At 64.6% G+C, this 26663-nt stretch carries 25 protein-coding genes; 14 read left to right on the top strand and 11 right to left on the bottom strand.

Features of this window, described 5'->3' with window-relative positions; translation table 11 throughout:
- Positions 1-19: 19 nt before the first annotated feature.
- On the top strand, positions 20-1417 hold the full coding sequence (locus ABIE56_RS05780; RefSeq protein ID WP_429242868.1) for a hypothetical protein: 1398 nt from the start codon (positions 20-22) through the stop codon (positions 1415-1417).
- On the opposite strand, the gene ABIE56_RS05775 is transcribed toward ABIE56_RS05780, so the two are convergent.
- The 5 genes from ABIE56_RS05775 to miaB all read right to left on the bottom strand — a co-directional run bounded on the left by ABIE56_RS05775 (position 1418) and on the right by miaB (position 6450).
- Entirely contained in the window at positions 1418-2617 is a 1200-nt protein-coding gene (locus ABIE56_RS05775) for a DUF4105 domain-containing protein (RefSeq protein WP_429242867.1), read from the bottom strand.
- 124 nt (positions 2618-2741) lie between these two features.
- Entirely contained in the window at positions 2742-3593 is an 852-nt protein-coding gene (locus ABIE56_RS05770) for an HlyC/CorC family transporter (RefSeq protein WP_429242866.1), read from the bottom strand.
- Positions 3594-3656: 63 nt separating this feature from the next.
- Complete coding sequence (gene ybeY, locus ABIE56_RS05765; RefSeq protein ID WP_429242865.1) at positions 3657-4124, bottom strand: rRNA maturation RNase YbeY; 468 nt, start codon at positions 4122-4124, stop codon at positions 3657-3659.
- Positions 4121-5104 carry a PhoH family protein gene (locus ABIE56_RS05760; RefSeq protein WP_429242864.1) on the bottom strand — a complete coding sequence of 328 codons (984 nt, stop codon included), beginning with the start codon at positions 5102-5104 and terminating at the stop codon, positions 4121-4123. Before ABIE56_RS05760 ends, ybeY begins: the two co-directional genes overlap by 4 nt.
- Positions 5101-6450, bottom strand: coding sequence for a tRNA (N6-isopentenyl adenosine(37)-C2)-methylthiotransferase MiaB (gene miaB / locus ABIE56_RS05755; RefSeq protein WP_429242863.1), 1350 nt, complete (start codon positions 6448-6450; stop codon positions 5101-5103). The genes ABIE56_RS05760 and miaB overlap by 4 nt, the downstream gene beginning before the upstream one ends.
- Before the next feature lie 247 nt (positions 6451-6697).
- On the opposite strand from miaB, the gene ABIE56_RS05750 reads away from it, so the two are divergent.
- Positions 6698-7801 carry a lytic transglycosylase domain-containing protein gene (locus ABIE56_RS05750; RefSeq protein WP_429242862.1) on the top strand — a complete coding sequence of 368 codons (1104 nt, stop codon included), beginning with the start codon at positions 6698-6700 and terminating at the stop codon, positions 7799-7801.
- Between the two features lie 53 nt (positions 7802-7854).
- Here ABIE56_RS05750 and ABIE56_RS05745 read toward each other — a convergent pair whose 3' ends face one another.
- Positions 7855-9036, bottom strand: a complete 1182-nt coding sequence (locus ABIE56_RS05745; protein WP_429242861.1) for a S1C family serine protease — start codon at positions 9034-9036, stop codon at positions 7855-7857.
- Between the two features lie 189 nt (positions 9037-9225).
- Between ABIE56_RS05745 and petA the strand changes: the two genes are divergently transcribed.
- The 5 genes from petA to ABIE56_RS05720 all read left to right on the top strand — a co-directional run bounded on the left by petA (position 9226) and on the right by ABIE56_RS05720 (position 13138).
- The gene (gene petA / locus ABIE56_RS05740; protein WP_429242860.1) at positions 9226-9828 is read left to right on the top strand and encodes a ubiquinol-cytochrome c reductase iron-sulfur subunit; all 603 of its coding nucleotides are present in this window, start codon (positions 9226-9228) and stop codon (positions 9826-9828) included.
- Positions 9828-11129 carry a cytochrome b gene (locus ABIE56_RS05735; protein ID WP_429242859.1) on the top strand — a complete coding sequence of 434 codons (1302 nt, stop codon included), beginning with the start codon at positions 9828-9830 and terminating at the stop codon, positions 11127-11129. Before petA ends, ABIE56_RS05735 begins: the two co-directional genes overlap by 1 nt.
- Positions 11122-11874 (top strand): cytochrome c1, encoded by a 753-nt coding sequence (locus tag ABIE56_RS05730; RefSeq protein WP_429242858.1) that lies wholly within the window; start codon positions 11122-11124, stop codon positions 11872-11874. The genes ABIE56_RS05735 and ABIE56_RS05730 overlap by 8 nt, the downstream gene beginning before the upstream one ends.
- Positions 11875-11944: 70 nt before the next feature.
- Positions 11945-12589, top strand: coding sequence for a glutathione S-transferase N-terminal domain-containing protein (locus ABIE56_RS05725; RefSeq protein ID WP_429242857.1), 645 nt, complete (start codon positions 11945-11947; stop codon positions 12587-12589).
- A gap of 123 nt (positions 12590-12712) precedes the next feature.
- The gene (locus ABIE56_RS05720) at positions 12713-13138 is read left to right on the top strand and encodes a ClpXP protease specificity-enhancing factor (RefSeq protein ID WP_429242949.1); all 426 of its coding nucleotides are present in this window, start codon (positions 12713-12715) and stop codon (positions 13136-13138) included.
- A gap of 41 nt (positions 13139-13179) precedes the next feature.
- On the opposite strand, the gene ABIE56_RS05715 is transcribed toward ABIE56_RS05720, so the two are convergent.
- The 4 genes from ABIE56_RS05715 to ABIE56_RS05700 form a co-directional block, all read right to left on the bottom strand.
- Positions 13180-13572, bottom strand: coding sequence for a DUF3301 domain-containing protein (locus ABIE56_RS05715; RefSeq protein ID WP_429242856.1), 393 nt, complete (start codon positions 13570-13572; stop codon positions 13180-13182).
- A gap of 41 nt (positions 13573-13613) precedes the next feature.
- Entirely contained in the window at positions 13614-14471 is an 858-nt protein-coding gene (gene nadC, locus ABIE56_RS05710; RefSeq protein WP_429242855.1) for a carboxylating nicotinate-nucleotide diphosphorylase, read from the bottom strand.
- A gap of 4 nt (positions 14472-14475) precedes the next feature.
- On the bottom strand, positions 14476-16761 hold the full coding sequence (locus ABIE56_RS05705; RefSeq protein WP_429242854.1) for a DUF1631 domain-containing protein: 2286 nt from the start codon (positions 16759-16761) through the stop codon (positions 14476-14478).
- Between the two features lie 78 nt (positions 16762-16839).
- Entirely contained in the window at positions 16840-17130 is a 291-nt protein-coding gene (locus ABIE56_RS05700; RefSeq protein WP_429242853.1) for a Trm112 family protein, read from the bottom strand.
- A 72-nt stretch (positions 17131-17202) separates the two neighbouring features.
- On the opposite strand from ABIE56_RS05700, the gene purE reads away from it, so the two are divergent.
- Together purE and ABIE56_RS05690 are read left to right on the top strand one after the other, a co-directional pair.
- Positions 17203-17718 (top strand): 5-(carboxyamino)imidazole ribonucleotide mutase, encoded by a 516-nt coding sequence (gene purE / locus ABIE56_RS05695; protein WP_429242852.1) that lies wholly within the window; start codon positions 17203-17205, stop codon positions 17716-17718.
- A gap of 50 nt (positions 17719-17768) precedes the next feature.
- A complete protein-coding gene (locus ABIE56_RS05690; RefSeq protein WP_429242948.1) occupies positions 17769-18869 on the top strand; it encodes a 5-(carboxyamino)imidazole ribonucleotide synthase in 1101 nt (366 codons plus the stop codon).
- A 155-nt stretch (positions 18870-19024) separates the two neighbouring features.
- Here ABIE56_RS05690 and sodB read toward each other — a convergent pair whose 3' ends face one another.
- Complete coding sequence (sodB, locus tag ABIE56_RS05685) at positions 19025-19606, bottom strand: superoxide dismutase [Fe] (RefSeq protein ID WP_429242851.1); 582 nt, start codon at positions 19604-19606, stop codon at positions 19025-19027.
- A gap of 109 nt (positions 19607-19715) precedes the next feature.
- Here sodB and grxD point away from each other — a divergent pair, with 109 nt between their 5' ends.
- The 5 genes from grxD to ABIE56_RS05660 all read left to right on the top strand — a co-directional run bounded on the left by grxD (position 19716) and on the right by ABIE56_RS05660 (position 26346).
- A complete protein-coding gene (gene grxD, locus ABIE56_RS05680; protein WP_429242850.1) occupies positions 19716-20039 on the top strand; it encodes a Grx4 family monothiol glutaredoxin in 324 nt (107 codons plus the stop codon).
- 2 nt (positions 20040-20041) lie between these two features.
- Positions 20042-20809: an SDR family NAD(P)-dependent oxidoreductase gene (locus tag ABIE56_RS05675; RefSeq protein WP_429242947.1), complete on the top strand. Its 768-nt coding sequence runs from the start codon at positions 20042-20044 to the stop codon at positions 20807-20809.
- Positions 20810-20835: 26 nt separating this feature from the next.
- Positions 20836-21444: a YhgN family NAAT transporter gene (locus ABIE56_RS05670; protein WP_429242849.1), complete on the top strand. Its 609-nt coding sequence runs from the start codon at positions 20836-20838 to the stop codon at positions 21442-21444.
- 190 nt (positions 21445-21634) lie between these two features.
- Positions 21635-23347, top strand: a complete 1713-nt coding sequence (locus tag ABIE56_RS05665; RefSeq protein ID WP_429242848.1) for a lysophospholipid acyltransferase family protein — start codon at positions 21635-21637, stop codon at positions 23345-23347.
- Positions 23348-23889: 542 nt separating this feature from the next.
- A complete protein-coding gene (locus ABIE56_RS05660) occupies positions 23890-26346 on the top strand; it encodes a TonB-dependent receptor (RefSeq protein WP_429242847.1) in 2457 nt (818 codons plus the stop codon).
- Positions 26347-26663 lie beyond the last annotated feature (317 nt).

Here is a 26663-nt window from a genome sequence, read left to right as displayed (position 1 = left end):
CACCTCAAGGAACGAACCGATGCCAAGCCCGACCCCGGCCCTGCCGACCCTGCCATTTACCTACGCTACCTGGAAAAAGGACACGAATCTCACCGTGTCCCTCACCGATCCCACCGGCAAGGCGAAATTCGCCACGCTCGACAAGGCCGTGGACGCCTACACCGCGAAACCCTCACATGCATCACTCACCGTCATGCGCAACGCGTTGCTGGACTGGACGAGCTACAAGGACAAGAGCGGTGGCGTTGGCGCCTGGAAAAAGAGCGACCGCAACAAGAAGCTCACCATCACCGCGCTTTACAACGCCATCGAGGGGGCAGGCGATACGGACAAGGGCTTTGGCATCCCCGACTTCATGAGCGAGGGCATGATCAATGCGCGCCTCGGCATTCTGTACCTTTTCGGGAACCTCGCCTGCGATGAAGGCAAGTACCGGATCATCACCAACGGGTTGATCGATATGGCCGGCAAGGGCTCCGGCACGGTTGGCAAGGCGGTGAAGCGTACGACGGAGGCCGCCAAGTGCTTCACGCCATACCCAGCCGGGTCGGCCGAGCGGACGGCGACGCGCCAACGCGTTGCAAACGCGCTGAAGGGCGTTGCGGCATCGGTCACCCAGGCGGTGTTCACCCAGTTGGCGAATGGCGACGATGACGGGGAAGGCAGCAAGACCGAGGCGATCTGGAACGCGATCCCCGGTGGTTTGCAGACCGTCTGCGATCACATCGCCGAAAAGGTGATGGATGAGATGTCACCCTTCCTCGCCAATGGCGTCTCAGCGACTCAGGGGCTGGTTAGCGCCATCAAGGCCGGTGGCGATCGCTTCCTCGTCTATGCACGCGGCAAGGGCGTGGCCCTGGTGCCAGGCGTGCCCACCACCACGATCGATGGCATTAAGCGCGGCATGGATCTCTCGCTGGGCGGCGAGGTTTACAACGTGCTGAAGGGTGGTACGGCACTCGCGTTGGAGGGGCTTACGGCGGGGCTGGCGGGATCGATCGCGGGGATCGCATTCTCCGCCATTGAAGTGCTCGTCGCCTTCGCGAAGAAGGTGCACGACTTCTACCGCATCCGCCTGTTCCTGACCGATGCGAAGGCGATGTGGCTGCAGCGCGACAAGCCGACGTCGCTGCACCGCCAGCCTTATGCCTTCAACCGCTGGTACCGAAAAACCGCGATGCGCGTCCCGGTCATTCCGGTGCTCACGCTGAACAGCGGCCTGTGCGGCGACAAGATGCGCATCCTTTGCATGTTCAGCAACGAAGGCGAGGTGATCACCCAGGATGCCTTCAACAAAGGCGTGGCCTATATCGACAAGCTCAAGGAGTGGGGTGCCGGTTACCTGGCCGAGGGTGGCTACACCTTCACCAGCGCCGAAAAGCTGGTGGCCGAATCGATCAAGCCAGTGAAGGTGTGATCAATCGTGCCGGCGGCACAGGCTGGCGAACAGCGCGGCCCAGCACGGCAGTGCGAACAACAGCCAGGGCATGTTCCGCTGCGGGAAATCCGGCCACAGGTGCAACAGCAGGCCGATGACGCAAGCGGCGAACGAGATGCCGGTGACGCGTGAGGCCAGCCGGCTCATGGGGCGGCCGGCACGACGCAGGCGCCATATGCCCGGGATGACCAGCAGCGCGAACGGCTGGTAGGCCAGCAGGTTGAAGTTGCCCCAGGCCGAGCGGTGCAGCGTCAGTGTCCACAGGCCCAGCATGAACAGGCCCGCCACGCCGGCAAACACGGTGAAGAGGGTGCCCGCGGCGACGAACACGCCGCGGGCACCGCGGTGTCGCGTGAAGGCGGGCAGGGCGAGCGGAATAGCGAGCACGATGCCGGCGATCAGCAGCGGCCAGCGCAGATCAGGCGCCTGTTCCGGCGGCGGCACCAGCGTGGCCTCGGCGAGGCTCTCGTCCTTCAGCACCAGCGGCTTGCCATCCACCTGGGTCTTGCGAACCAGGGCTTCCAGTTCCATGGGCAGGAAGGCATCGCGCCACGAGGTCATCGGCTGGTCGGCGAACGGGCCAAGGCCCAGGTCCATGCCCAGCATGAGCCACGCCTGGTTGCTCATCAGGCGGGAGGTCTGCTCGCGATAGGTCATGCCGCCCTGCTGCGCGCCCCACTGCCGATGCAACGCACCGCCCAGGGCCGCATCCAGTGCATCGCGGACACGTGTGGTGCAGTTATCCAGGTAGTAATCGTAGTTGTAGCCGGCGTTCTCCGGGCGAATGTTCCACAGCAGGAAGCGGCGGAGCTCTTCCTTTTGTGACGCATCCAGGGCCAGCACCTGGCGGTGCACGTAGCGGCCTTCGCCCTTGTAGAACTGCACATCGGAAGCGGTGGTCTCCGCATCCATGCGGTACGCCATGATGCCGCGCGCGAAATTCAGGATGAAACCATCCTGGTCGAAATCGAACACGCCGTAGTTGAAGGCGATCGCCTCGCCACTCACCGTGTCACGCACCTCGAGCGCATCGTGACCGAAGCGCTCCCAGTAGATATCGCCTGGGCCATACGTAAGTAGCGATACCTCGATGCTCGAAGCGGGCGCGTCGACGATGCCGGCGCGCGCCAGCGAGGGCACGAGGCAAAGGGCGAGGAGGAACAGCAGGGCGTGGCGCATCGTGCGTCAAATTTCCGAATTAGGTAAATGTATGAGCGCGCTTGCGCGCGAAAAGCCTACGAAGCGGCGACGCGGCAAGCCGCATCGCCCCATCGCGCGCAAGCGCGCTCCTACAACGAGCTGCTTATGCCGCGCCGTTGACTCGCGTGACATGAAACTGCTGTACGCGGCGGTCGTCGGCTTCGGTCACGCGGAACAGGAAATCACCCACGCCGATTTCCTCGCCTACCGAAGGCAGGTGACCGAATTCGGAGGTGATCATGCCGCCGATGGTGTCGTACTCCTCATCGGAGAAGTGCGCACCGGTTTCCTCGTTGAAATCCGCGATGGGGGTCAGGGCGCTGACCGTGAGCGCGCCGTTATCCAGCGACTGCACCAGGACGGGATCTTCTTCGTCATCGTGCTCGTCATCGATCTCGCCGACGATCTGTTCCAGCACGTCTTCGATGGTGATAAGGCCAGCCACGCCACCGTATTCATCCACCACCAATGCCATGTGGTTGCGCGTAAGGCGGAACTCCGCCAGCAGCACGTTCAGGCGCATGGATTCGGGGATGAGCACCGCGGGGCGGAGCAGGCCGCGAATATCGCTGCACTCGGCCTTGCCGAAATACTTCAGCAGATCCTTGGCGAGCAGGATGCCCAGCACTTCGTCCTTATCTTCGCCATGCACGGGAAAGCGCGAATGGCCGGATTCGACGACGGCGGCAAGGATATCGGGGAGGGGGGCATCGATCGGAAGGCTGACGATCTGGGCCCGGGGCACCATGACGTCATCGACGCTGAGTTCGGTCACCTTGATCGCACCCTCGACCATGGTCAGGGTGTCGTTGGAGAGGAGGCCATTGACCTGTGCGGTACGCAGCTCCTCGATCAGTTCACCGCGGTTGCGCGGCTCGCTGGAAAACAGATGGCCCAGTCGGTCCCACCAGGATCGGTGAGCCGGGCCGTTGGTACTACCAGGGTCCTCGTTCATTACTCTTTGATGTTCAGCCCATACCGGGCGGAAGGGTCAGTCTACTGGAATTTCCATGACGGTTCAGGGGACCGTGTAGGGATCCGCGATGCCCAGGCCGGCCAGGACCCGGGTCTCCAGGGCTTCCATCGCCTCGGCCTCGGCATCCACGATATGGTCATAACCCAGCAGGTGCAGGGTGCCGTGGATGGTGAGGTGGGCCCAGTGGTCGTTGGCCTTCTTGCCCTGTTCGGCGGCTTCGCGGGCCACCACGGGGGCGCAGATCACCAGGTCGCCGATGAGGGGCAGGTTCACGCCGGGCGGCAGGTCGGCCTCGAACGAAAGCACGTTGGTGGCGTAGTCGCGGCCGCGGTACTGCAGGTTCAGGGCCTGGCCTTCCTCGGCATCCACGATGCGGATGGCCACCTCGGTGGCCTTGCGCCGGCGGGCGCCCTTGAGCGCGGCTTCCACCCAGCGGCGGAAGCTGGCCGGGGCGGGAATGCCCTTGCGCGAGGCGGTGGCGTAACCCACCGCGACATCCAGCTGGCTCACTGGCGCTCGTCCTGCTTGTCTTCGAACGCCTCGTAGGCGCGCACGATCTTGGCCACCAGCGGGTGGCGCACCACATCGCGCGAGGTGAAGAAGGTGAAGCTGATGCCGTCCACGCCACGCAGCACCTCGATAGCGTGGCGCAGGCCGGAGCGGATGTGACGGGGCAGGTCCACCTGGGAAACGTCGCCCGTGATCACCGCCACCGAGCCGAAGCCGATGCGGGTGAGGAACATCTTCATCTGCTCGACGGTGGTGTTCTGCGCCTCATCGAGGATCACGTACGAATCGTTGAGGGTGCGGCCGCGCATGTAGGCCAACGGCGCGATTTCGATCACGTTGCGCTCGATGAGCTTGGCGACCTTCTCGAAACCGACCATCTCGTACAGCGCGTCATAGAGCGGGCGCAGGTACGGATCGATCTTCTGGCTGAGGTCGCCCGGCAGGAAGCCCAGCTTCTCGCCGGCTTCCACCGCGGGGCGCACCAGCAGCACGCGCTGCACGCGGTTCGCCTCCAGCGCTTCCACCGCGCTGGCCACGGCCAGGTAGGTCTTGCCGGTGCCGGCCGGGCCCACGCCGAAATTGATGTCGTGGGTGTTGATGGCGTGCAGGTAGCGGGCCTGGTTGGGGCCGCGGCCCTTGATCACGCCGCGCTTGACCTTGATCACTACTTCCTGCGCCGATTCGGCGGCCTGGTCGGCCAGCGCGTCGATGCCGGATTCGGCCAGGTGCATGTTGATCACCTGGCCGTTCAGGGTTTCGTTCTCGGTCGCCGCGTACAGCGCGCGCAGCACCTGCTCGCCGGCCCTGGCGGCGGCCTCGTCGCCGATCACGCGGAACAGGGCGCCGCGGTGGTCGATCTCGATACCCAGGCGCAGCTCGATCTGGCGGATGTGCTCATCAAGCGGGCCGCACAGGTTGGCAAGACGGGCGTTGTCCTCGGGATCGAGGGCGAAATCGCGTTGGGAAAGACCTGAATTCATGAGGCGAGGGCGACTTCTTCATCGAGGCGGACGCGGCCGCGCAGGGAATTGCTCATGGCCTCGGTGATCACCACATCCACGAACTGGCCGATCATCCGTGGATGGCCGGGGAAGTTCACGTAACGCATGTTCTCGGTGCGGCCGGTCATTTCGTTGGGGTTCTTGCGGCTGGGCTTTTCCACCAGCACGCGCTGCACGCTGCCGACCATGGCCTCGTTGATCTTGCGCGCGTTCTCGTTGATCGCGGCCTGCAGGCGGGTAAGCCGGGCGTGCTTCTCCTCGGCGGGGGTGTCATCCGCGAGGTTGGCGGCCGGCGTGCCGGGGCGCGACGAGAAAATGAAGGAGAAGCTCTGGTCGAAGCCGATATCGTCGATCAGCTTCATGGTCTTCTGGAAATCATCCTCGGTTTCGCCGGGGAAGCCCACGATGAAGTCGGACGAGATGCAGATATCCGGGCGCACGGCGCGCAGCTTGCGGATCTTCTGCTTGAATTCGATGGCGGTGTAGCCGCGCTTCATGGCCGACAGGATGCGATCGGAACCGGCCTGCACCGGCAGGTGCAGGTAGTTCGCCAGCTGCGGCACGCTGCCGTAGGCCTCGATCAGCGAATCGGAGAATTCGAGTGGGTGCGACGTGGTGAAGCGGATGCGGCCGATGCCTTCGATCTGGGCGATGGCGTGGATGAGCACGGCCAGGTCGGCGACGCTGCCGTCATGCATGGGGCCACGGTACGCGTTGACGTTCTGGCCGAGCAGGTTCACTTCGCGCACGCCCTGTTCGGCGAGCTGGGCCACTTCGACGATCACATCATCGAACGGGCGGCTGATTTCTTCGCCACGGGTGTAGGGCACCACGCAGTACGAGCAGTACTTCGAGCAGCCTTCCATGATCGAGACGAAGGCCGTGGGGCCTTCCGCGCGCGGCTCCGGCAGGCGGTCGAACTTCTCGATCTCGGGGAAGCTGATGTCTACCTGCGCCTTGCCGCTGGCACGCTTGGCCTCGATCATCTCGGGCAGGCGGTGCAGGGTCTGCGGGCCGAACACCAGGTCCACGTAGGGGGCGCGCTTGAGGATGGCATCGCCTTCCTGGGACGCGACGCAACCGCCCACGCCAATGAGCACGGGCTTGCCGTTCTTCTTGTGCTCCTTCCACTTGCCGAGCTGGCTGAAGACCTTTTCCTGGGCCTTCTCGCGGATGGAGCAGGTGTTCACCAGGATGACATCGGCTTCCGATTCGTCCTGGGTCAGCTCCAGGCCGTGGGACGCGCGCAGTACATCGGCCATCTTGGCCGAGTCGTACTCGTTCATCTGGCAGCCGTGGGTCTTGATGAAAAGCTTGCCGCTCATGGGGCTTGGGTACCGTGTTGCGTGGCCTATTACCGAACCGCGCAGTTTACGCCTGGGCCGGGGCAGGCGCCAGATGGCGGCGGTGGATCAATGACTTGCGTGAAGAACATCACGTCTTGCTCCCTTGCTGGCGGCCCGGCCGTGGCGGACAATCACGCCCATGGTTGACGACGCGACGCCAGGGGAAAGCGCCGGCCATCACGCCCGCCGTTTCCTTGCTCTACGGCCGGTCCTGAAAGGGGCCGCGGTGCTCTTTGTCCTGCTGTTGGGCCTGGCGGGGGCGCCTGCGTTCGCGGGTAGCCTGTACCGCTGCACAGGTAGCACGGGCGAGACAGTGTTTTCCGGCAGCACTGCTGGCTACAAGGATTGCAAACGCATCGGCAGCACGCCGGCCGCTCGCCCAGCCCGGCCAGCGGGAGCGTCTCGCCCTGTTGCTGCGCCAGCCCCCGGATCGGACCTGCCCCTGGCGTCGGCCGCGCCCTCGGTGGCGGTGGCCACGGGTACCGGACCGCTGGCGCCCTCGTTCAAAGGGGTGTCGGGTGGCGTGGTCGGCCCGGACGAACCGGTGACCTCGCTGGCCGGGGTTACCGGCGGCGTCGTGACCGATGCCGAAGCAAGGGCCGAGGCAGCGAAGGCCGCCCTGCCGCCCATCACCGCGCCTCGCGGCAGCTGGGATTACAAGGAATCGGCCTCGGCCGACCTCGCGGCGGCTCCGGCGCCGGAAGCCCCCAAGGGCTCCCGGGTCCTGCGCGGCGCGGTCTACCGGATCACCCGCGCCGATGGCGGGGTGGAATACACGAACATTCCCCAGGCGGGTGGTGAGGGCAAGAGCGTGAAGATGCTCTTTACCTACATCGCCACCTGCGTCGCCTGCGATGTCCATTCCCGCATCGACTTCAACAGCGTGGCGTTGAACCTCACCTCGTTCGGCGACGTGATCCGCTCGGCCAGCCTCGAGTACCACGTGGACGAGGCGCTGTTGCGCGCGGTCATCCACGCGGAAAGCGGGTTCAACCCGCGGGCGCTCTCCATTGCCGGCGCACAAGGCCTCATGCAGCTGATCCCGGGTACGGCCCGCGACATGGGCGTGCAGGATGTGTTCGACCCCGCGCAGAACATCCGCGGTGGTGCGCGTTACCTGGCCATCCTGCTGCAGACCTTCAACGGCAACGAGCGGCTGGCCGCCGCGGCGTATAACGCCGGCCCGGGCGCGGTGCAGCGCTACAACGGCGTGCCGCCGTACGACGAAACCCAGGTTTACGTCGAGCGGGTGGGATTGTTGCGCAAGCGGTATACCGAGGGGCTGAGGCGGCCTGGTACAGGGGTTCCTTTGGCCGAGCGCGGGTCCTGAGCGGTTTCGCGGCGCCCATCGCGCGCCAGCGGGCCCGAAGCCGGTGAAGCCGCTTACTGCCCCAACCCTGCCCCAGGCGCCTGGGTCTGCACCGGTGACGTCGGCGGCCGCTGCGTCGGCACCACGGACAGGGAGAAACGCTGTCCATTACGTAGCCCCGATACCTCCACGGCCACGCCTGGCTTCAGCGACGCCTCATGCCGACGCAGGTCCGAGGCATCCAGGATGTCCTCATCACCCAGTTTGAGCAGCACGTCGCGCTGCTCCAGCCCAGCCAGTGCCGCGGGGCCGCCGGGCGATACATCGTTCACCACCACGCCGCGTGCGGCGGAGGGCAGGCCGCTTTCAGCCGAAACCGGCACGGGGCCATAGTCGGCGCCGATCCAGCCGCGCACCACATGGCCGGTCTTGATGATCTGGTCGAGCACATCGCGTGCGCTCTGCACCGGAATGGCGAAACCGATGCCCTCGGCGCCCACGGCCTGGCCGATAAGCGAGGTGTTGATGCCCACCAGTTCGCCATGCGCGTTGACCAGGGCGCCGCCGGAGTTGCCGAAGTTGATGGCCGCATCGGTCTGGATGAGGCTTTCCAGGCTGGACAGGTTGAGCTGGCGGCCGATGGCGCTGACGATGCCCATGGTCACGGTCTGGCCAATGCCGAACGGATTGCCGATAGCGAGCACCACATCGCCCACGCGCGGCCGGCTTTCGGCATCGGTCATCTTGATGGCCGGCAGGTTGCCGGCATCCACCTTGAGCACCGCGAGGTCGGTTTCATCATCCGAGCCCACCACCTTGGCGCTGGCCACGCGGCCGTCGTAGAGCAGCAGCTGGATATCATCGGCATTGGCGATGACGTGGTTGTTGGTCAAAACATAGCCATCGTCGCTCACGATGACGCCCGAGCCGAGGTTCTGCTGGCGCCGTGTGCGCACCGGCCCCGTGGGTACGCTGAAGATGCGCTGCAACACGGGATCGGAGTAGAGCTGGCGGGGCTGCTCCGTGACCAGCTTGTTCGCGTAAATGTTCACGACAGAAGGCGCCGCCTGTGCCACGGCATCCGCATAAGACACCGGGGCGGTGGCCACCGGCGCTGCCGTTTCTTCATGCCCTGCGATGCGCTGCCGCAAGAACGCGCCACTGCCTGGCCAGAACAGGCCGATGACGAAGGCGATGGCGAGGCCAAGCACGACAAAGCGGGCGACGAAGGCAAACGTGCGAGCGGCTTGGTTCATGAGTGGCCGAATTTTCCGCGTCCTGGCGGGGAGTTAGCTGCCAAGTCTTTACATCTGGCAGGGGTTTGTTCACTTTATTGTACGTGGCTAGTGCTGACGTTACACTGACGTAATTTTGCGGAAGCCGATTTCCGAACGAACCGGCGATAGGGGTCCGCAAACCTCAATGGCAAAGTTCCGGAGAGCCTGATGGCGAACGAAGAAGTCGTCGATCACGGGCGCCGTCGCTTCCTTACCACGACGACGGCCGTTGTCGGTGGCGTGGGAGTGGTCGCGGCGATCGTGCCCTTCATCAAGTCGTGGGAACCATCTGCAAGAGCCAAGGCGGCGGGGGCGCCTGTCACGGTAGACATCAGCGCGATCGATGCCGGGCAGAAGGTCACGTTCGCCTGGCGCAGCCTTCCCGTTTTCGTCGTCAATCGCACGTCCGACCAGCTTGCCCAGCTGAAGGGGCTTGAACCCCGGTTGCTCGATCCTTCCTCGTCCGATGCCGGCCAGCAGCCGGAATACGCGAAGAACGAAACCCGTTCCATCAAGCCTGAATGGCTCGTCGTCATCGGCCTTTGCACCCATCTGGGCTGCGTCCCCGATTTCGTGCCGGATATCAAGCCCGAGCCGTTCGACGCGAACTGGAAGGGCGGGTTCTACTGCCCCTGCCATAAATCCCGCTACGACCTGTCCGGCCGCGTGTTCAGTGGCGTACCGGCTCCGAAGAACCTCCCGGTGCCGCCGTACCACTTTGTCGATGACACGCACATCCAGATCGGCGTGGATCCGGAGGGGAAGAGCTGATGGCCAGCACATTGTCGCGTCTTGGAAACTGGTTCAACGAGCGTGCCCCGGGCTTCATGCCGATGTACCGGAAGCACATGACCGAGTACTACGCGCCGAAGAACTTCAACCTCTGGTACTACTTCGGTTCGCTCGCCCTGCTGGTATTGGTCAACCAGATCATCACCGGCATCTTCCTCACCATGAACTACAAGACGAGTGCGGCGGAAGCCTTCAACTCGGTCGAGTACATCATGCGTGACGTGGAGTGGGGCTGGCTCATCCGCTACATGCACTCCACCGGCGCCTCGCTGTTCTTCGTCGTGGTGTTCCTGCACATGTTCCGCGGCATCATGTACGGCTCGTTCAAGAAACCCCGCGAGCTGGTGTGGGTGCTGGGCATGCTGATCTTCCTGGTGCTCATGGCGGAAGCCTTCATGGGCTACGTGCTGCCCTGGGGCAACATGTCGTTCTGGGGCGCCAAGGTCATCATCTCGCTGTTCGGCACCATTCCCTTCATCGGCGATACGCTGGTGCAGTGGATCATGGGCGATTACCTGCCGGCCGATTCCACGCTCAACCGCTTCTTCGCGCTGCACGTGATCGCGCTGCCGCTGGTGCTGTTGCTGCTGGTGGTGCTGCACCTGGCCGCGCTGCACGAAGTGGGTTCGAACAACCCCGATGGCGTGGATGTGAAGCACGGCCCGAAGGGCAACCGCTGGTCGCCCGACAAGCCCACCGATGCGATTCCGTTCCACCCGTACTACACGGTGAAGGACTCGTTCGGCGTCGGCTTCTTCCTGATGATCGCGGCGTTCATCATCTTCTTCGCGCCCACGTTTGGCGGCTGGTTCCTCGAGCACGATAACTTCACGCCGGCGAACAACCTGGTCACGCCCAGCCACATCAAGCCGTCGTGGTACTTCACCCCGTTCTACGCGATCCTGCGCATGATCCCGTCGTTCTTCGGCACGGCGATCTGGGGCGTGCTGGGCATGTTCGGCGCCATCCTGCTGCTGGGCCTGCTGCCGTGGATCGACCAGGGCCAGGTGCGCTCCGTACGCTACCGCGGCTTCGGTTACCGCATCGCGCTGGGCGTGCTGGTTATCTCGTTCCTGGCCCTTGGCCTGGTCGGCGCGGGCGTCACCGCAGAGCTCATACCCGAATGGTTCCCGGGCGTGGATGTCACGACGTGGGAAAACGCATTTGGCCGGCTCATGGTGCTCGGCTACTTCGGCTTCTTCGTGTTCGTATGGATCTACACGCGCTTTGGTTTCGAAAAGACCAAGCCGGTTCCGGAACGGGTGACGATGCATGATTAAGCGCTATCTCTCCTCCCTTGCCCTCGCGCTGGGCCTTGCCGCCGTCGCCGTTCCCGCCCTTGCCGCCGAAGGTGAAGACCTTCCGCCGTCAGGCGCCAACGTGTACGACCAGGCCTCGCTGCAGCGTGGCGCGAAGCTGTTCTTCAATTATTGCGTGGGCTGCCACTCGCTGAAGTACGTGCGCTATTCGCGCCTGGCGTCCGACCTGGGCCTGACCGAAGACGAGGTGATGAAGAACCTCAACTTCACGGGCGCCAAGTTTGGCGAGACGGTGATCTCGCATATGCCGGCGGAAAGCGCCAAGGGCTGGTTCGGCAAAGAGCCGCCGGATCTCACCCTGGAAGCCCGAGCCAAGGGCCCGGACTTCATCTACAACTACCTGAACTCGTTCTACCTGGACCCGAGCCGCCCGGTGGGCTGGAACAATACGGTGTTCCCTAACGCCTCCATGCCCAACCCGCTATGGGAGTTGCAGGGCCTGCAGGTGGCGGTGCACGCCGAAGGCAAAACCGGCGCCGATGCGCCGGTGGAACGCCTCGAGCTGCACACCAAGGGCAGCATGACCCCGGAAGAGTTCCAGGCGGCCACCCGCGACCTCACGGCCTTCCTGGAGTACACCGCGGAGCCGGCGGCCCTGGAGCGCCAGTCCGTTGGTATCTGGGTGCTGCTGTTCTTGGCCGGCCTGACCTTCCTGCTGTACCTTCTGAAGCATGAATACTGGAAGGACGTCCACGAGAGTCACTGATTGATGTCCCCGGGGCGGCCGCAGGGTCGCCCCGTTCCGTTTCGGCGCAGCAGGGAGGGAGATCGAAAGCATGGTTCAGAATGCTCGTTCGCGCACGGCGCTGACGCTCTACACGAGCGCAGACGATATCCATTGCCACCGTACGCGCCTGGTGCTGGCCGCCAAGGGCGTGGCATACGACCGGATCATCCTGAAGCCGGATGAGCCCACCCCCGACCTGCTTGAGCTGAATCCCTACGGCACGCTGCCCACGCTGGTGGACCGTGACCTGACCGTGTACGACACCCTGATCGTGGTCGAGTACCTGGATGAGCGCTACCCGCACCCCCCGTTAATGCCGATCGACCCGCTCTCGCGGGCCCGGCTGCGCCTGGCCACCTGGCGTATCGAGAACGATTGGCTGCCCGAAATTGAGACGATCCAGGCGGGCGGGCGTGATGCCCCTGCGGCACGCAAGCGGTTGCGCGAGCACCTGCTGCTGGCCTCGGAGCTGTTCAAGGCCTCTAAGTTCTTTCTGAACCCTGAGATGAGCCTCATCGATTGCCTGGTCGCCCCCGTGGTGTGGCGCCTGCCCTGGCTGGGGGTGGATCTGGGCCCCAGTGGCAAGCCGATCGTCGATTACGGCGAGCGTTTGTTCCACAGCCAGGGCTTTGCGCGCAGCCTCACGCCCGAGGAGCGCGACATGCGCCCGGACTTCAATTTCAGCCCCGGTTAGCCCTGACCGGCCGTATCCCTTAAACTCTCATCGAAACCTTGCCCTGCCGGGGCCTGGGTGTTCCCCCGACCAACCGGCGGGTACGACGAGGATGGTGTAATGGATACGAACGAAACCCAGGGCATGACTTCCAATCGCCCTTACCTGCTGCGCGCCATTTACGACTGGATCAGCGATAACGGCCTGACCCCTTACGTATTGGTCGATGCAGGCCAGCCGGGCGTGAAAGTGCCCGCGCACGTGGTGAAGAACGGCCAGGTGGTGCTGAACCTGGCCATGCGCGCCGTCGCCAACCTTGATCTGGGCAACGACCGCATCGCCTTCCAGGCCCGTTTCTCGGGTGTCAGCCAGAACATCGTGATTCCCGTGGCCGCCGTGCTGGCGCTTTATGCCCAGGAAAACGGCCAGGGCATGATGTTCCCGGCCGATGAAAACGATGCCGCGGCCGCGGCGATGGAGGGGGCCGACGAGGCCGCCGACGCCCCTGCCACTGGCGGGGACGATGACCGGCCCAAGCGTGGCGCCCCGCACCTGCGGGTGGTGAAGTAAAAAAAGGCCGCCCCAGGGCGGCCTTTTTCACGTTTGTCGAATCAGTGCAGCCGGCGGCGGTCGGCGAGCGAGATGACGTTGCCCGGCAGCCCGGTTTCGGTGGCCACCACGGTCTCCAGCTCCGGGTTCCCCGAGTGGGGCAGGGAATAGCTGGCTACCTCGTCGCCGGCCATCCAGATTTTGGCGGCCTGCCGACTTTGCCCATCCTCGCTCACCTCGAATGCATAGCAGCGCTCAAGGCGGCGCACCCCATCCACGCCTTGCAGGCGAATGGCGCGCAGGCCGACGGATTGATCAAGCAACTGTAATCCATGCCTTTTGCACAGGGCGGTGGCGGCCCGTACGGCGACCTCACGCGCGCGCGTCAGCCGGTACCAGCTCGCGATCAGCGCAGCGAGGCCCAGCAGCCAGAAAAGATCGGAAACAGAGTTCATGCCGCCAGTGTGTGGCCGCAGCGCGTCCACCACAAGTGGCGTTAGAGATCCAGGCGCAGCGATAGATCGATGGCGCGGATGTTCTTGGTCAGGGCGCCGCTGGAAATGAAATCCACGCCGGTATCGGCGATCGCGCGGATGGTATCGATCTCCACGTTGCCGGAAACCTCCAGCGGCATGCGGCCAGCGGTAAACGCGACGGCCTCTTTCAGCATCTGGGGCGTGAAGTTATCCAACAGGGCGCGATCGGCGCCGGCTTCAAGCGCCTGGGCGAGCTCATCCAGCGTCTCCACTTCCACGATCAGTGGCAGGGAGGGGTGGATGCGCCGCGCGGCGCGCACGGCGGCCGGGATGCCCCCTGCGGCGATGATGTGGTTTTCCTTGAGCATCATGGCGTCGAACAGGCCGATGCGATGGTTGGTGCCGCCGCCGCAAAGCACCGCGTACTTCTGCGCGCGGCGCAGGCCGGGGATCGTCTTGCGGGTATCGAGCACACGCGTCGTCGTGCCTGCGATAGCGTCGGCGTAGCGCGACGTCACCGTGGCCGTGGCCGAAAGCAACTGCAGGAAATTGAGGGCAGTGCGCTCGGCGGTGACCAATGCACGGGCCTTGCCGGCGATGCGGCAGATCGCCGAGCCGGCCGCCACCCGGTCACCATCCGCGGCCAGCCACTCGATCTGCACGGCCGGGTCGAGCTTGCGGAAGGCAGCATCGAACCACGCCGTGCCGCAGAGCACGGCATCCTCGCGGCACGTGAGCACGGCGGTGGCGCTGGCGTTCGGATCGAGCAGGTCGGCGGTGGCGTCGCCGGGGCCGACATCTTCGCCGAAGGCGCGATCGATATCGGCGAGGATCTCGCTAGCCGGCGGCACGGCGCCGGCAAGGTTCGGATGGGTCATCGGCTCACGCGTTTTCGGGTGTGCGCAGCCGCTCGACGATGGCATCCATGGCGCGATCGAACAACAGCGTGGAATCCAGCACGCGGGCGGTGCCCTGGGCAAACGCCTGGGCGAGGCCGGCGAGGCTGTGGTCGGCGACCTTCAGGCCGCGGCGGTTCACGAACAGGAAGCGGCCGCTGATAGGGCTCACCCACGACAGCTTGGCGCGGTCGGTGGTGCCGTCCTCGGCCGTGAATTCCAGCCACTGGCCCACCTTCAGCTCGCGCGCCTGCGAGAGGTAGCGCTCGTCAAAGGCTTCATCGGCAAGCACTTCGGCTTCGTCGTCGGGTTCCGGCTCGAGCACGGGTTCTTCGATCGCCTGGATGGCCTCCGGCAGCGGCATGGCGCTCGCGACCAGCGTGCCACTCTCGGCTTCCGGCGATACCTCGCCCAGTTGCTGGCGGTAGAACGCGTGCAATTGGGCGAGCAGCTGCTCGGTATCGGCTTCCTGGAACGCGACCGATGCAAGGCCCCGGCGCAACGAGCGCTCAATGCCCGGGAGCAACGCACGCAGGTCACGACGGCTGTTCGTGTCGTGTACCGGCCTGGCGCTCGCGACGAAGTGATCGATAAAGCGGAGCGAATCGGCGAACTCCGTGGATTCCTCGCCCTGGCGGAGCAGGGTGAGCACCACGTAATTGGCCCATGCGCGCGTAAGCACGCCATAAATCAGCGGCGGCAGATTGGCGCCGGCGGTGCGGCCGACGATCTCCTGCGCGGCGCGGCGGCGCGCCTGTTCGAGCTTCTCGCGGCCGCGGGTGGATTCGGCCACGCGCTGTTCGGCCAGCTCGGCGCGCTTGCGGGCGACGTCGAGGAAATCCTGCAGTTCGGCGGCCAGGCGGTCGAAGATGGCGATGTCGTCATCAAACTCGTGCAGCAAGCGCTCGACGATTGACTTCACCTTATCGAACAGGCGGCCATCGCGGTCGCCCTCGTTGGACCAGCCCTTCGCGGCATCGGCCAGCGCATCGAGCAACTGGCGTGCCGGGTGCGACTTGTGCGCGAACATCCGGCGATCGAGCAGGGCCACCTTGAGGTAGGGGATCTGCAGGCGCGAAAGCAGCACCTGCATCTCGGCCGGCAGGTTGCGGTCTTCAAGAATGAACTCGAAGAGCATGCCCACCAGGTCGATCGTGTCTTCATCCACGCCAGAAACGTGCGCGGTGTGCTGGCCGCGCAACTGGCCGATCTGTGTGAGCAGCTGTTCTTTCAGCTGCGCCACGTCACGGGCCATCTCGCCCTGGCTGGCAAGCTGCGCGGCACTGGCCGGCAGCGTGGAGATCTGGCTTTGCAGGAGCGTGAGTGCGCCCAGCAGCTCCGCCGGGCTGGGCAGCGGGCCCAGCGGCAGGGCCACGCCCGATGCATGCATGGCCGCGCCCGATGCATCGGCGGGCATGGTGCCGCGACGTGCAGAGAACAGGGCATGCAGCGAGTGCATGAATTCAGCGGCCGCCGCATCGGTCACCGGCGCGGCAGGCCCATGCACCACCGGCGTTGCCGTGGAATCCGGGCCAGTCGGCGCGGGGGCGTCGCTGCGGCGGGTGGAAATCTCGTGGCGCAGCTGCGGCAGGACACCCGCGGCGGCCAGTTCGTTATTGATGTCGTCGTAGAGTTCGTCGATGCCGGCCAGCACGTAGCGATCGAACAGCTTGTAGATGATGAGCTTGACGCGCACCTCCACCAGCAGCTCGCGCAGCGCCTGGCGGAACGCGTTGGCCAGCGACGCCGGACCCACCGGGTTGCTGGCGTCATCCATCTTGTTGCCGCCGCAGATCACGGAGAGGCGCTGGTTCACGGCGAACAGGGCGCGCGCAAGGCGCTGCTCGTTCTTGCCGACCATGGAGGTCACCGCCAGCGACTCTTCCAGCTCGTTCTCGCCGACCAGGCTCAGTTCGATATTGGCGAGGGGACGGGTGTGCGAATCGGCATCGGGGGCACGCATGCGGCCCGCCGAAAAATCGGCCAGGTCACGAGCGACCTGGCCGAGGAAGGTACGCTCGACGATCGCGCGCTTTTTTCGCACCTCGCGCATGCCATCGAAGAACTGGGTCTGCGCCGCGTTGTTCTCGGCTTTTTCAGCCAGGTCGAACAGCGCGTCGTCGATGTTCTCGAACATGTTGCTGGCCAGCGCATGCAGGCGCTTGGTCGCCAGGCCGCGAACGGTCGCCAGAAGAGCGCCCACACGGTCGCTGCGCGGATCCAGGCGCTGGCTAAGATCGACCACGTTGGACGGTTCGCTCGCGTTACTCATCGCGCATCCTGGAAAAAACTAGGCCCCCGCCTGAGGAAGTCATTGTGCGGGAACTAGGGCCTCAAAGTGTGACCTTCGTCACGGATTGTGCGCGCGACCTGCGTCTGCCGCAAACCCTGCCAGCTGCGTGGTGCCAATGCCGGATTCGGGCAGCATGACGGGAATGCCGTCGTCGACCCGGTAGACCACCTGGCCATCGGTGGTGATCAGCCCCTCGGAGAGGGGCTCGGCCACCTTTTCACCGGCCACGGTATCGACCGTACCGGCCTTGATGGCGGTATTGAGCTGGTCGCGCTCGGTGGCGGTAAGGGGGCGCAGGGGGCGCTTGCTGACGGGGCAGCAGAGGATGTCGATGAGGCGCTTGTCCATGGATGCGGCCCGGGCGGGCCAACCTTATTAAATCGAATGTACGTACAATAACGACTTTTGGGTGCTCCGGCCATGACTGCCAACAAGGGTAGCGAAGCCTCCGGACCGCGCGTCGGCGTGGTGATGGGTTCGCGTTCGGACTGGGAAACGATGGAGCACGCCTCCTCGATGCTGACCCGCATGGGCATCATCCACGAGGTGCGCGTCGTCTCCGCCCACCGCACCCCCGACCTGCTGTTCGACTATGCCGATGGCGCCCGCGCCCGTGGCATCCAGGTGATCATCGCTGGCGCCGGCGGCGCCGCCCACCTGCCGGGCATGCTGGCCGCCAAGACGGCGTTGCCGGTTTTCGGCGTCCCCGTGCAGTCCAAGGCCTTGAACGGCATGGATTCGCTCCTTTCCATCGCGCAGATGCCGGCGGGCATCCCGGTGGGCACCCTGGCCATCGGCCGCGCGGGCGCCACGAATGCCGCCCTGCTGGCCGCCTCGGTGCTGGCCCTGCATGACCCGGCCGTGGCCCAGGCGCTCGACGCATTCCGCGCCGAGCAGACCAACACGGTCCTCGATAACCCGGATCCGCGCACGTGACCCGCAAGCTCCCCACCGTCGGCATCCTCGGTGGCGGGCAGCTGGCCCGCATGCTCTCCCTGGCGGCCGCGCCGCTGGGTGTTCGCACGCTCGTGGTGGATGGCAGCGCCGATGCCTGCGCGGGCCAGGTGACCGAGCTGGTGGTGGCCGACTGGTTCGATAACGCCGCGCTGGATGCATTTGCGCAGCGGGTGGACGTGGTCACCTTCGATTTTGAGAACGTTCCGGCAGTGGTCGCCGAGCGCCTGGCGGGCAAGGTGCCCGTGTTTCCCGGTCCACGCGCGCTGGCTGTGGCCCAGGACCGCCTGAGCGAAAAGACCTTGTTCCGCGAATGCGGCCTGGGCACGCCTGAGTTCGAGCCGGTCGATACCCGCGAGGACTTGATCCGCGCGGTGGAGCGCATTGGTGCCCCCGCCGTACTGAAGACCCGCCGGCTCGGCTATGACGGCAAGGGCCAGTTCCGCCTGAAGACGGCCGCCGATATCGACGCCGCCTGGGCGGCGCTGGGCGAAGCGGCAGGGCAGGTAGGCCTGATCCTGGAAGCCTTCGTCCCGTTCGAGCGCGAAGTATCGGTGGTGGCCGTGCGTGGCCGCGATGGGGCGTTCCGCAGCTGGCCGCTCACCCGCAACTGGCACGTCGATGGCGTGCTTTCGCTCAGCCTTGCCCCGGCCCCGGGCTCCACGGATGAGCTGGAACGCGAGGCGAACGCCCATGCCCGCAAGGTGGCCGAGGCCCTCGACTACGTCGGTGTGTTTGCCCTGGAACTCTTCGTGTGCAATGGCCGCCTGCTGGGCAACGAGATGGCGCCGCGGGTGCATAACTCCGGGCACTGGACCATCGAAGGCGCCCATACCAGCCAGTTCGAGAATCACATCCGCGCCGTGCTGGGCCTGGCCCTTGGCGATACGGGCGTGCGTGGCCCCAGCGCCATGCTGAACTGGATCGGCGAGATGCCCGATCCCACGCCGGTGTTGTCCGTGGCCGATGGCCACTGGCACGACTATGGGAAGGAAGCCCGCCCGGGCCGCAAAGTAGGCCATGCCACCGTGTGCGCCCAGGATGCGGGCAGCCTGCGCGAAAAGCTGGCCGCCGTAGGCAAGGGCCTGGGCCGCGAGGGCCAGGTGCAGCCGGCGATCGACGCACTGGGCTGACCCGGCGTTCGCAAAAGAAGCAAAAAAAGGCCGGGCTGCGAAGCCCGGCCTTTTCGTTTACTGGCTTTTCGCGTGCAAGCACGCTCCTGCAGAAGGCCGTCGAAGGTTGTGGCCATGCACTTGTAGGAGCGCGCTTGCGCGCGATCGGTGTTACCTCAAGCCAGGTTCTTCGCCGCAAATTCCCAGTTCACGAGCGCCCAGAAGTTCTCAAGGTACTTCGGGCGGGCGTTGCGGTAATCGATGTAGTACGCGTGCTCCCACACATCCGCGGTGAACAGCGGCTTGTCGCTGCCGGTGATCGGGGTGGCGGCGTTGGAGGTGTTCACGATGGCCAGCGAGCCATCCGGGCGCTGCACCAGCCAGGTCCAGCCCGAGCCAAAGTTGCCGGTAGCCTGCTTGGTGAACTCTTCCTTGAACTTGTCGACGCCACCGAAGGCCTTGGTCAGCGCATCGGCCAGCTTGGCCGGCGGCTCGGCCTGCTGCGATGCCGGGCGCATCGAGTGCCAGTAGAAGGTGTGGTTCCACACCTGGGCGGCATTGTTGAAGATGCCACCCGACGAGGACTTCACGATCTCTTCGAGGCTCTTGCCCTCGAACTCGGTGCCCTTGACCAGGTTATTGAGGTTCGTGACGTAGGTCTGGTGGTGCTTGCCGTAGTGAAACTCGAGGGTTTCGGCGGAGATGTGCGGCTCCAGGGCATTCTTCTCATAAGGAAGCGGGGGAAGTTCGAACGCCATTGTCTGGACTCCTTAGCGGTGGCTGGGGGGGGAAAGGATGAAGCAGGGCGCGGCCCGCGCGGCTGCTACACTATGAAACATTCAGCATTCTAATGATGAAACCCGACCTATGGACGTCGTAGACGAGATCAAGGCCATCGTGGCGGCACATCCGATCGTGCTTTTCATGAAGGGCACGCCCGAATACCCGACTTGCGGCTTCTCCGATCGTGCGGTGAAGGCGCTGGAGGCGGCGGGCGCGACGTTCCATTCGGTGAACGTGCTGGCCGATCCGCGCATCCGCGCCGGCCTGCCGCACTACTCGAACTGGCCCACGTTCCCGCAATTGTTCCTCCTAGGGGAGTTCATTGGCGGTTGCGACATCGTGGAAGACCTGCATGCGGCGGGTGAACTCAAGCGCATGGCCGCCGATGTGGCGGGGGCCGAGTCGTGAGCATGTTGCCCTCCGCGCGCCTGCCTGAGGGCTGGGCGGCCGCGCCGGGCGCACTCGCTGGCCGGGTGTTCCTCGTTACCGGTGCCACGGGCGGGCTGGGTGGCGAGACCGCGCGCGCCATCCTGCGCGCCGGCGGCACGGTGGTGATCACCGGGCGCAAGGTGCGTTCGCTGGAAAAGCTCTACGACGAACTGGTGTCGTTGGGTGGGCCGCAGCCGGTCATCCACCCGCTGGATCTGGAAAGCGCCACACCCAATGACTACGCCGCGCTGGCCGAGGGCCTGGAGAAGGAATTCGGCCGGCTGGATGGCGTGGTGCACGCAGCCGCGCATTTCAACGAACTGACCCCCATGGCCATGCATAAGCCGGATGACTGGCTGCGGGCCATGCAGGTGAATGTCTCCGCGCCCTTTGCGCTTACCCAGGCGTGCATGCCCTTGCTTACCGGGGGCGATGACAGCGCGGTGGTATTCGTTCTGGACGATCCCGAGCTGGTGTCGCGTGCCCACTGGGGCGGTTACGGGGTTTCTAAGGCCGCCGTGGAGCGCATGGCGGCCGTACTGCATGCCGAGCACCGCGGTGGCGCCATGCGCGTACACGCGTTGCTCCCCGCACCCATGCGTACCGCGCTGCGGCGCGCCGCTTACTACGGCGAAAACACCCTTGAGCGGCCCCTGCCCACGGCCTCCGCCGAAGCCATCGTGTACCTCCTTTCCGGCGCGGGTGCGGATGCACGCGGCACCGTCCTGGATATACGCCACACCCACTGATTTACCGCTTTTAGGAGTACCTCCCCATGGAAACGCAGATGACGACGTTATCCGCGGGCATCCTGCTGTTCCTGATCATGGACCCGCTGGGCAATATCCCGCTCTTCCTTGCCCTGCTGAAGGATGTGCCGCCGCAGCGGCGCCGCAAGGTCATGATTCGCGAGCTGCTGATCGCGCTGGGCGTGCTGGTGGCGTTCCTGCTGGGTGGCCAGTTCATCCTCAGGCTGCTGCAGCTGCGCCAGGAATCGGTCAGCATCGGTGGCGGCATCGTGCTGTTCCTGATCGGCATCCGCATGGTGTTCCCCCCAGTGGAGGGCGGCGTGTTCGGCAAGCCCGGCGAAGGCGAGCCGTTCATCGTGCCCATGGCCATCCCCGGTGTCGCCGGTCCCTCGGCCATGGCCGCGCTGCTGCTGCTCACCAATTCCCAGCCGGGCCGCACGGCGGAGTGGGGCATCGCGTTGTTCCTGGCCTGGCTCACCACCTCGGTGATCCTGCTCAGTTCCACCTTCCTGTTCAAATGGTTGGGTGAGAGCGTGCTCACCGCCATGGAGCGCCTGATGGGCATGCTGCTCATCGCCCTTTCGGTGCAGATGTTCCTGGGCGGCCTCTCCTCCTATTTACACATTGCCGTATGAACATACGTGGCGGTAGGGTAACTGTCATAATTGCCCGCGAGCATGGGCGGCGCCGGGACTGACCCGGCACCGGGCATGGGCAAAGCCCCGGGAAGGGGCCAAGAAGGGTGTTCAAAGGCACTATGACAAACCACGACTCCGCACCGCGCCCGCACGGTCTGCACCGTCCGACGTCCAAGGGAGCCACATCATGCTGAGCATCGATCGCACCCTGCAGGAACGCCTGCCATGGCTGGCCCAGCACCCGAAGCTGCGTAAGCCGCTCACCGGGCTGCTCGGTACGCTGGCCCACGAACAACGTTTCAACGGTGTCCTTGAAGCCCTGCGCGATACCCAGGGCATTGAGTTCGCCGAGCGCGTACTTGAACACCTGGGCGTCAGCTGCCGGGTCACCGAGCGTGAACGCGAAAATATTCCGGTAGAAGGGCCGCTGATCGTCGTGGCCAACCACCCGCTGGGCATGGTTGATGCCATGGCCCTGGTCCAGTTGATCGCCTCGGTGCGCCGCGATATCCGCATCCTGGGCAACGATGTGCTGGCCGCCGTGCCGCAGATGGGGCCGCTGTTGTTGCCGGTCGATATCTTTGGCAAGGGCGCCACCTCGCGCATGCGCGCCTTGTTCCGCAGTATCGAAGCGGGCGAAGTGCTGGTGATGTTCCCCGCGGGCGAAGTATCCCGCGTGCGCGCCAGTGGCGTGCGCGATGGCAAGTGGTCCGATGGCTTCGCCCGTATCGCGGCGAAGGCCGGCATCCCGGTGCTGCCTGTCCATATCAATGCGCGCAACTCGGTGGCGTTCTACGGCCTCTCCATGCTGGCCAAGCCGCTGAGCACGGCCATGCTTCCGCGCGAGGCCACCTCGGGCAAGCAGCGCCTGGGCATCCGCATCGGCAAGCTGGTGGATGCCGATGAGCTGAAGCAGGTCAGTGGGGGGTCCTCGGAGCGCGCCGCCAAGCTGATGCGCCGCCACGTTTACCGGGTGGGCCAGCAGCGCGGCCTCATCTTCGGTGGGCAAACGCCGCTGGCGCATCCCGAGCCGATCGAACGCGTGGTCGCCGAGCTGGAAAAGGCCGAAGTGCTGGCTGAGCTCGGTGGTGGCAAGAAGGCGTTGCTCGTGCAGGGTTCCAGCGACAGCGCCGTGCTGCGAGAGATCGGCCGCCTGCGTGAGCTTACGTTCCGTCGGGTGGGCGAGGGCACGGGCAAGCGCCGCGACCTCGACGCGTATGATCCGTATTACGAGCACCTGGTGCTGTGGGATGAGAAGGCGCTGCGCATCGTCGGTGCTTACCGCTTCGGCCACGGTGGCAAGTTGATTGCCGAGCGCGGCATGAGCTCGCTGTACACCTCCAGCCTGTTCGATTATTCGCCGGCGCTGGAGTCTCGCCTGGCGCAGGGCCTGGAACTCGGCCGCAGCTTTATCGCACCGGCGTATTGGCGCTGGTCGCGTGCGCTCGACCAGCTGTGGCAGGGCATTGGCTTGTACCTGCAGCGGCATAAGGATGTCCGTTACCTGTTCGGCCCGGTGAGCATGTCGGCGGCGATCCCGCGCGAAGGCCGTGAATGGATCGCGGCGGCGCACCAGCATTTCTTCGGCGTGCAGGGCCTTGCAGCCGCGCGCCAGCCGTTCGTGATTCCGCAGGAGACGCTGGCGCAGGTGCGTGCGGAGCTGGAAGGCCTGGATGCGGCCGGTGGCCTGGGCAAGCTGAAGAATCGGCTGGATGCGCTGGGTGTGACGTTGCCGGTGTTGTATCGCCAGTACGTGGATCTGGTGGATCCGGAGGGCGTGCAGTTCCTGGCGTTCGGCGAGGATCCGGATTTCGCGGGTTGCGTGGATGGCCTGGTGATGCTGGACCTGATGAGCCTGAAGCCGGCCAAGCGCGCACGCTACCTGGGCAAACAAGACTGACGCACCGCCTCCGGCCTGGCACGCGCTGGGCCTGTAGGAGCGTGCTTGCACGCGATAAGCCTACGAAGCAGGGAAGCCGTAGCGTGAGGTAATCAGAAAAGGCCGCGAGCAATCGCGGCCTTTTTCTTTGGTGCGATTCGGGCGGCCTCGCCTTCGGCTTCGCGCTATCGAACCGGTTCATTCACGCAAGGGAATGAACCTCTCGATCGATTATCTCCGAACGTAGGAAAAGCCGAATCGCCCCGCATGAAAAAAGCATCAAGGTTTCGACAAATTGTCATTGTGTGATGCTAGCCTATTGATTATCTCAGGGCAGGGACCACCCGCTTTTCAACCAGGGTTGCCGCGGCGGGCGGCGCTATCAAGGACCTTTTGTGCTCGGTATGCGTACCGAGCGCATTGCTGCGTCCGGATAAAACGTTTTTTCTTGCGCCTGCGTAATAAATAACGAATGCCCAATTAATCGCAATTAATAGCGATAGAAGAAAGTTTTTTCGATTTACCCGTTACCAACAACTTGCATCACACCAGGAAACCAGTCGATGAATCGCAATACCCTTTCGGCAGCGATCGCCTTCTCGCTCTGTCTTGCCGCCGGCGTCGCCGTTGCCCAGGACAGCCAGGACCAGGCCGCGACCACCGCCGCACAGCGTGCCACGGTGACCACCACCTCCAACACCTCCAACGCCAACGCCACGCGCCGTGACGCCGAGCAGATGAGCGCGGTGTCGGTCAAGGCGAACTCGCTGTCGCTGGGCGGCGGCCTGATGCAGATCCAGGACGCCCCGAAGGCCGTTTCGACCATCTCCCGCGATGCCATCGTGCAGGCCTCGCCGGGCGCCAACTTCACCCAGATCATTGAATCGATCCCGGGCGTGGTCGCTTCCACCGATGACTACACCGGCACCAACGATGGCAACGCCACCGTGCGTGGCTTCCCGCTCGATGAAGTGGGCGTGACCGTGAACGGCGTGCCCATCAACGATAGCGGCAACTACAAGATCTACCCGACCGAATACGGCGACACCGAGAACATGGGTGACGTGACCGTGCAGCAGGGCTACCCGGACAATAGCGCGCCGATCCCGGGCGCGGCCGGTGGTTCGATCGCGTGGGTGACGGTCGATCCGTCGCACACCGCTGGCCTGGATTTCAGCCAGTCGCTCGGCAGCAACAGCTACCACCGCACGTTCTTCCGCCTGAACACCGGCGACACCGGCCCGGTGCGTTCGTGGATCTCGTACTCGAACAACGAAACCCACCTGTGGCGCGGCCGCGGCACCTCGAAGGTGACCAAGGTCGATGCGAAGTCCGTCTGGACGATCGATGACCAGAACACGGTGACGGCATCGGTGCAGTACAACCGCGAAGTGAAGACGAACTACGAGTCGCTCACCAAGGCGCAGGCTGCTACCGAATACAAGCAGAGCTACCCGGGCATCTACAAGCCGGGCAGCAACGACACCAACTTCTACATGCTCCACCAGAACCCGTTCCGTAACTACCTGGCCAGCCTGGATGGTGAGTTCACCCTGTCCAGCAACCTGCACCTGTCGGTGATCCCGTACTTCCAGTACGGCTTCGGCGGTGGCGGCTCGGGCACCACGTTCACGGAATACGCGGGCGCCACCGGCGGCAACTACTACAAGACCGTGCCGTACGACCTGAATGGCGATGGCAAGGTGGGCGGCACCGCACTGGTTAACTCGTACAGCACCTCGGTTACCTACCGCCCGGGTATCGTCATCAAGTTCAACCAGGACCTGAGCGACACCAACAGCCTGGAATACGGCGTGTGGGCTGAGCGTCCGCGCCAGCAGCAGAACCAGGCGTTCATCCCGACCGACTACAGCACGGGCATCCCGTACGACATCTGGGCACGCAAGGGTTCGCGCATCACCTACCCGGACGGCACCCCGCAGATGTCGTACCAGCAGTACACGACCACGACCAACGAGAAGGCGTTCGTGTCGGATAACTGGAACCCGACCGATGCGCTGACCCTGACCGGCAGCGTGGCCTACGTGTGGTCCAAGCGCGATGGCGACATCGTCGAGTTCCCGAACTCGGATGGCACGATCACCACGGCCGGCAAGACCAGCACCAAGAGCGCGGCGTACGGCGCATCGCCGGTCGGCACGTTCCACAAGTGGACGCCGACGTTCGGTGCCAAGTACCAGCTCAACGACGAGAACCAGGTTTACCTGGGCATTGGCCGCACGTTCCGTGCCCCGATCAACGGCGCGGTGCTGAGCAACGCCCTGTACGGCACCGGTTCGAACAATGCCAACCCGCTCCCGAACAAGCCGGAAACGGCGACCTCGGCCGACCTGGGCTGGCGCTTCTACGGTGAGCGCGCGTCGTTCAGCGTTGATGCGTTCGCTGCCAACTTCAGCAACAAGCAGGTGTCGGGCTACGACGAGGCCACAGGCCTCACCGTCTACACCCAGCTGGGCAAGGTGCATAACCGCGGCCTGAGCATGGAAGGAAGCTACAAGCTCGACGACCACTTCAAGCTCTATGCGAACTACACCTACCTGCGTTCGCGCATGCAGGATGACCTCGATACGCTGGGCGACGGCATTTACTACACGAAGGGCAAGACGCTGATCAATGCCCCGCGTAATGCCGGCTATGTCAGCTTCAACTACGACAACGGTCCGTTCTGGGCAGCGATCAACGCCAAGTACCAGGGTTCCATCTGGGGTGACTGGTCCAACACGGAGCGCGTGGGTGGCTACACCACGTTCAACCTCGATGCTGGCTGGAACTTCGACGATTTCTCGTCGATGTTCCGCAAGCCCTACATCAAGCTGAACGTCTATAACCTGACCGACAAGAAGGCGCTCACCTACGCCTCGAACGCTACCTCGTCGCTGGCCTCGAACCCGGCCAAGATCAAGGATCCGAACGGCGTGGTCCTTTACGCCTCGGCCCCGTACTACTCGGTACTGCCGGAGCGTACGGTCATGGTGACCTTCGGCGCGTCGTTCTTCTAAGCGCACCCACCCAGGTTCTGGCCTGACAAGGCGCCCCTCCAGCCGGAGGGGCGCCTTTTTTTTTAACGCCGAAGTCTCATGTGACAAGCGACGCCTGCCCGATCGCAAGGATCGTGGCGACGGTTCCGTGCTCTTACGAAAGCGCGTAAAATCATGTACTTGCAAGTACTTGATCGATCTAATAAAGGCCAGAAAGGCGTACGTTCTTGGACCTTTTCCTATCGCAACTTGTTACGGCGATGTAATAAACTTCATCTAGTCTTTACGGACCGCTGTCCTTCCGAGACCGCTGGGCGATGCCGCTCGGGTCAGGGGAA

The organism is Luteibacter sp. 621 (genome assembly GCF_050435445.1).
Taxonomy (GTDB): Bacteria; Pseudomonadota; Gammaproteobacteria; order Xanthomonadales; family Rhodanobacteraceae; genus Luteibacter.
The sequence above is the reverse complement of the archived record's forward strand: the minus strand, read 5'-3'. Positions and strand labels throughout refer to the sequence as shown.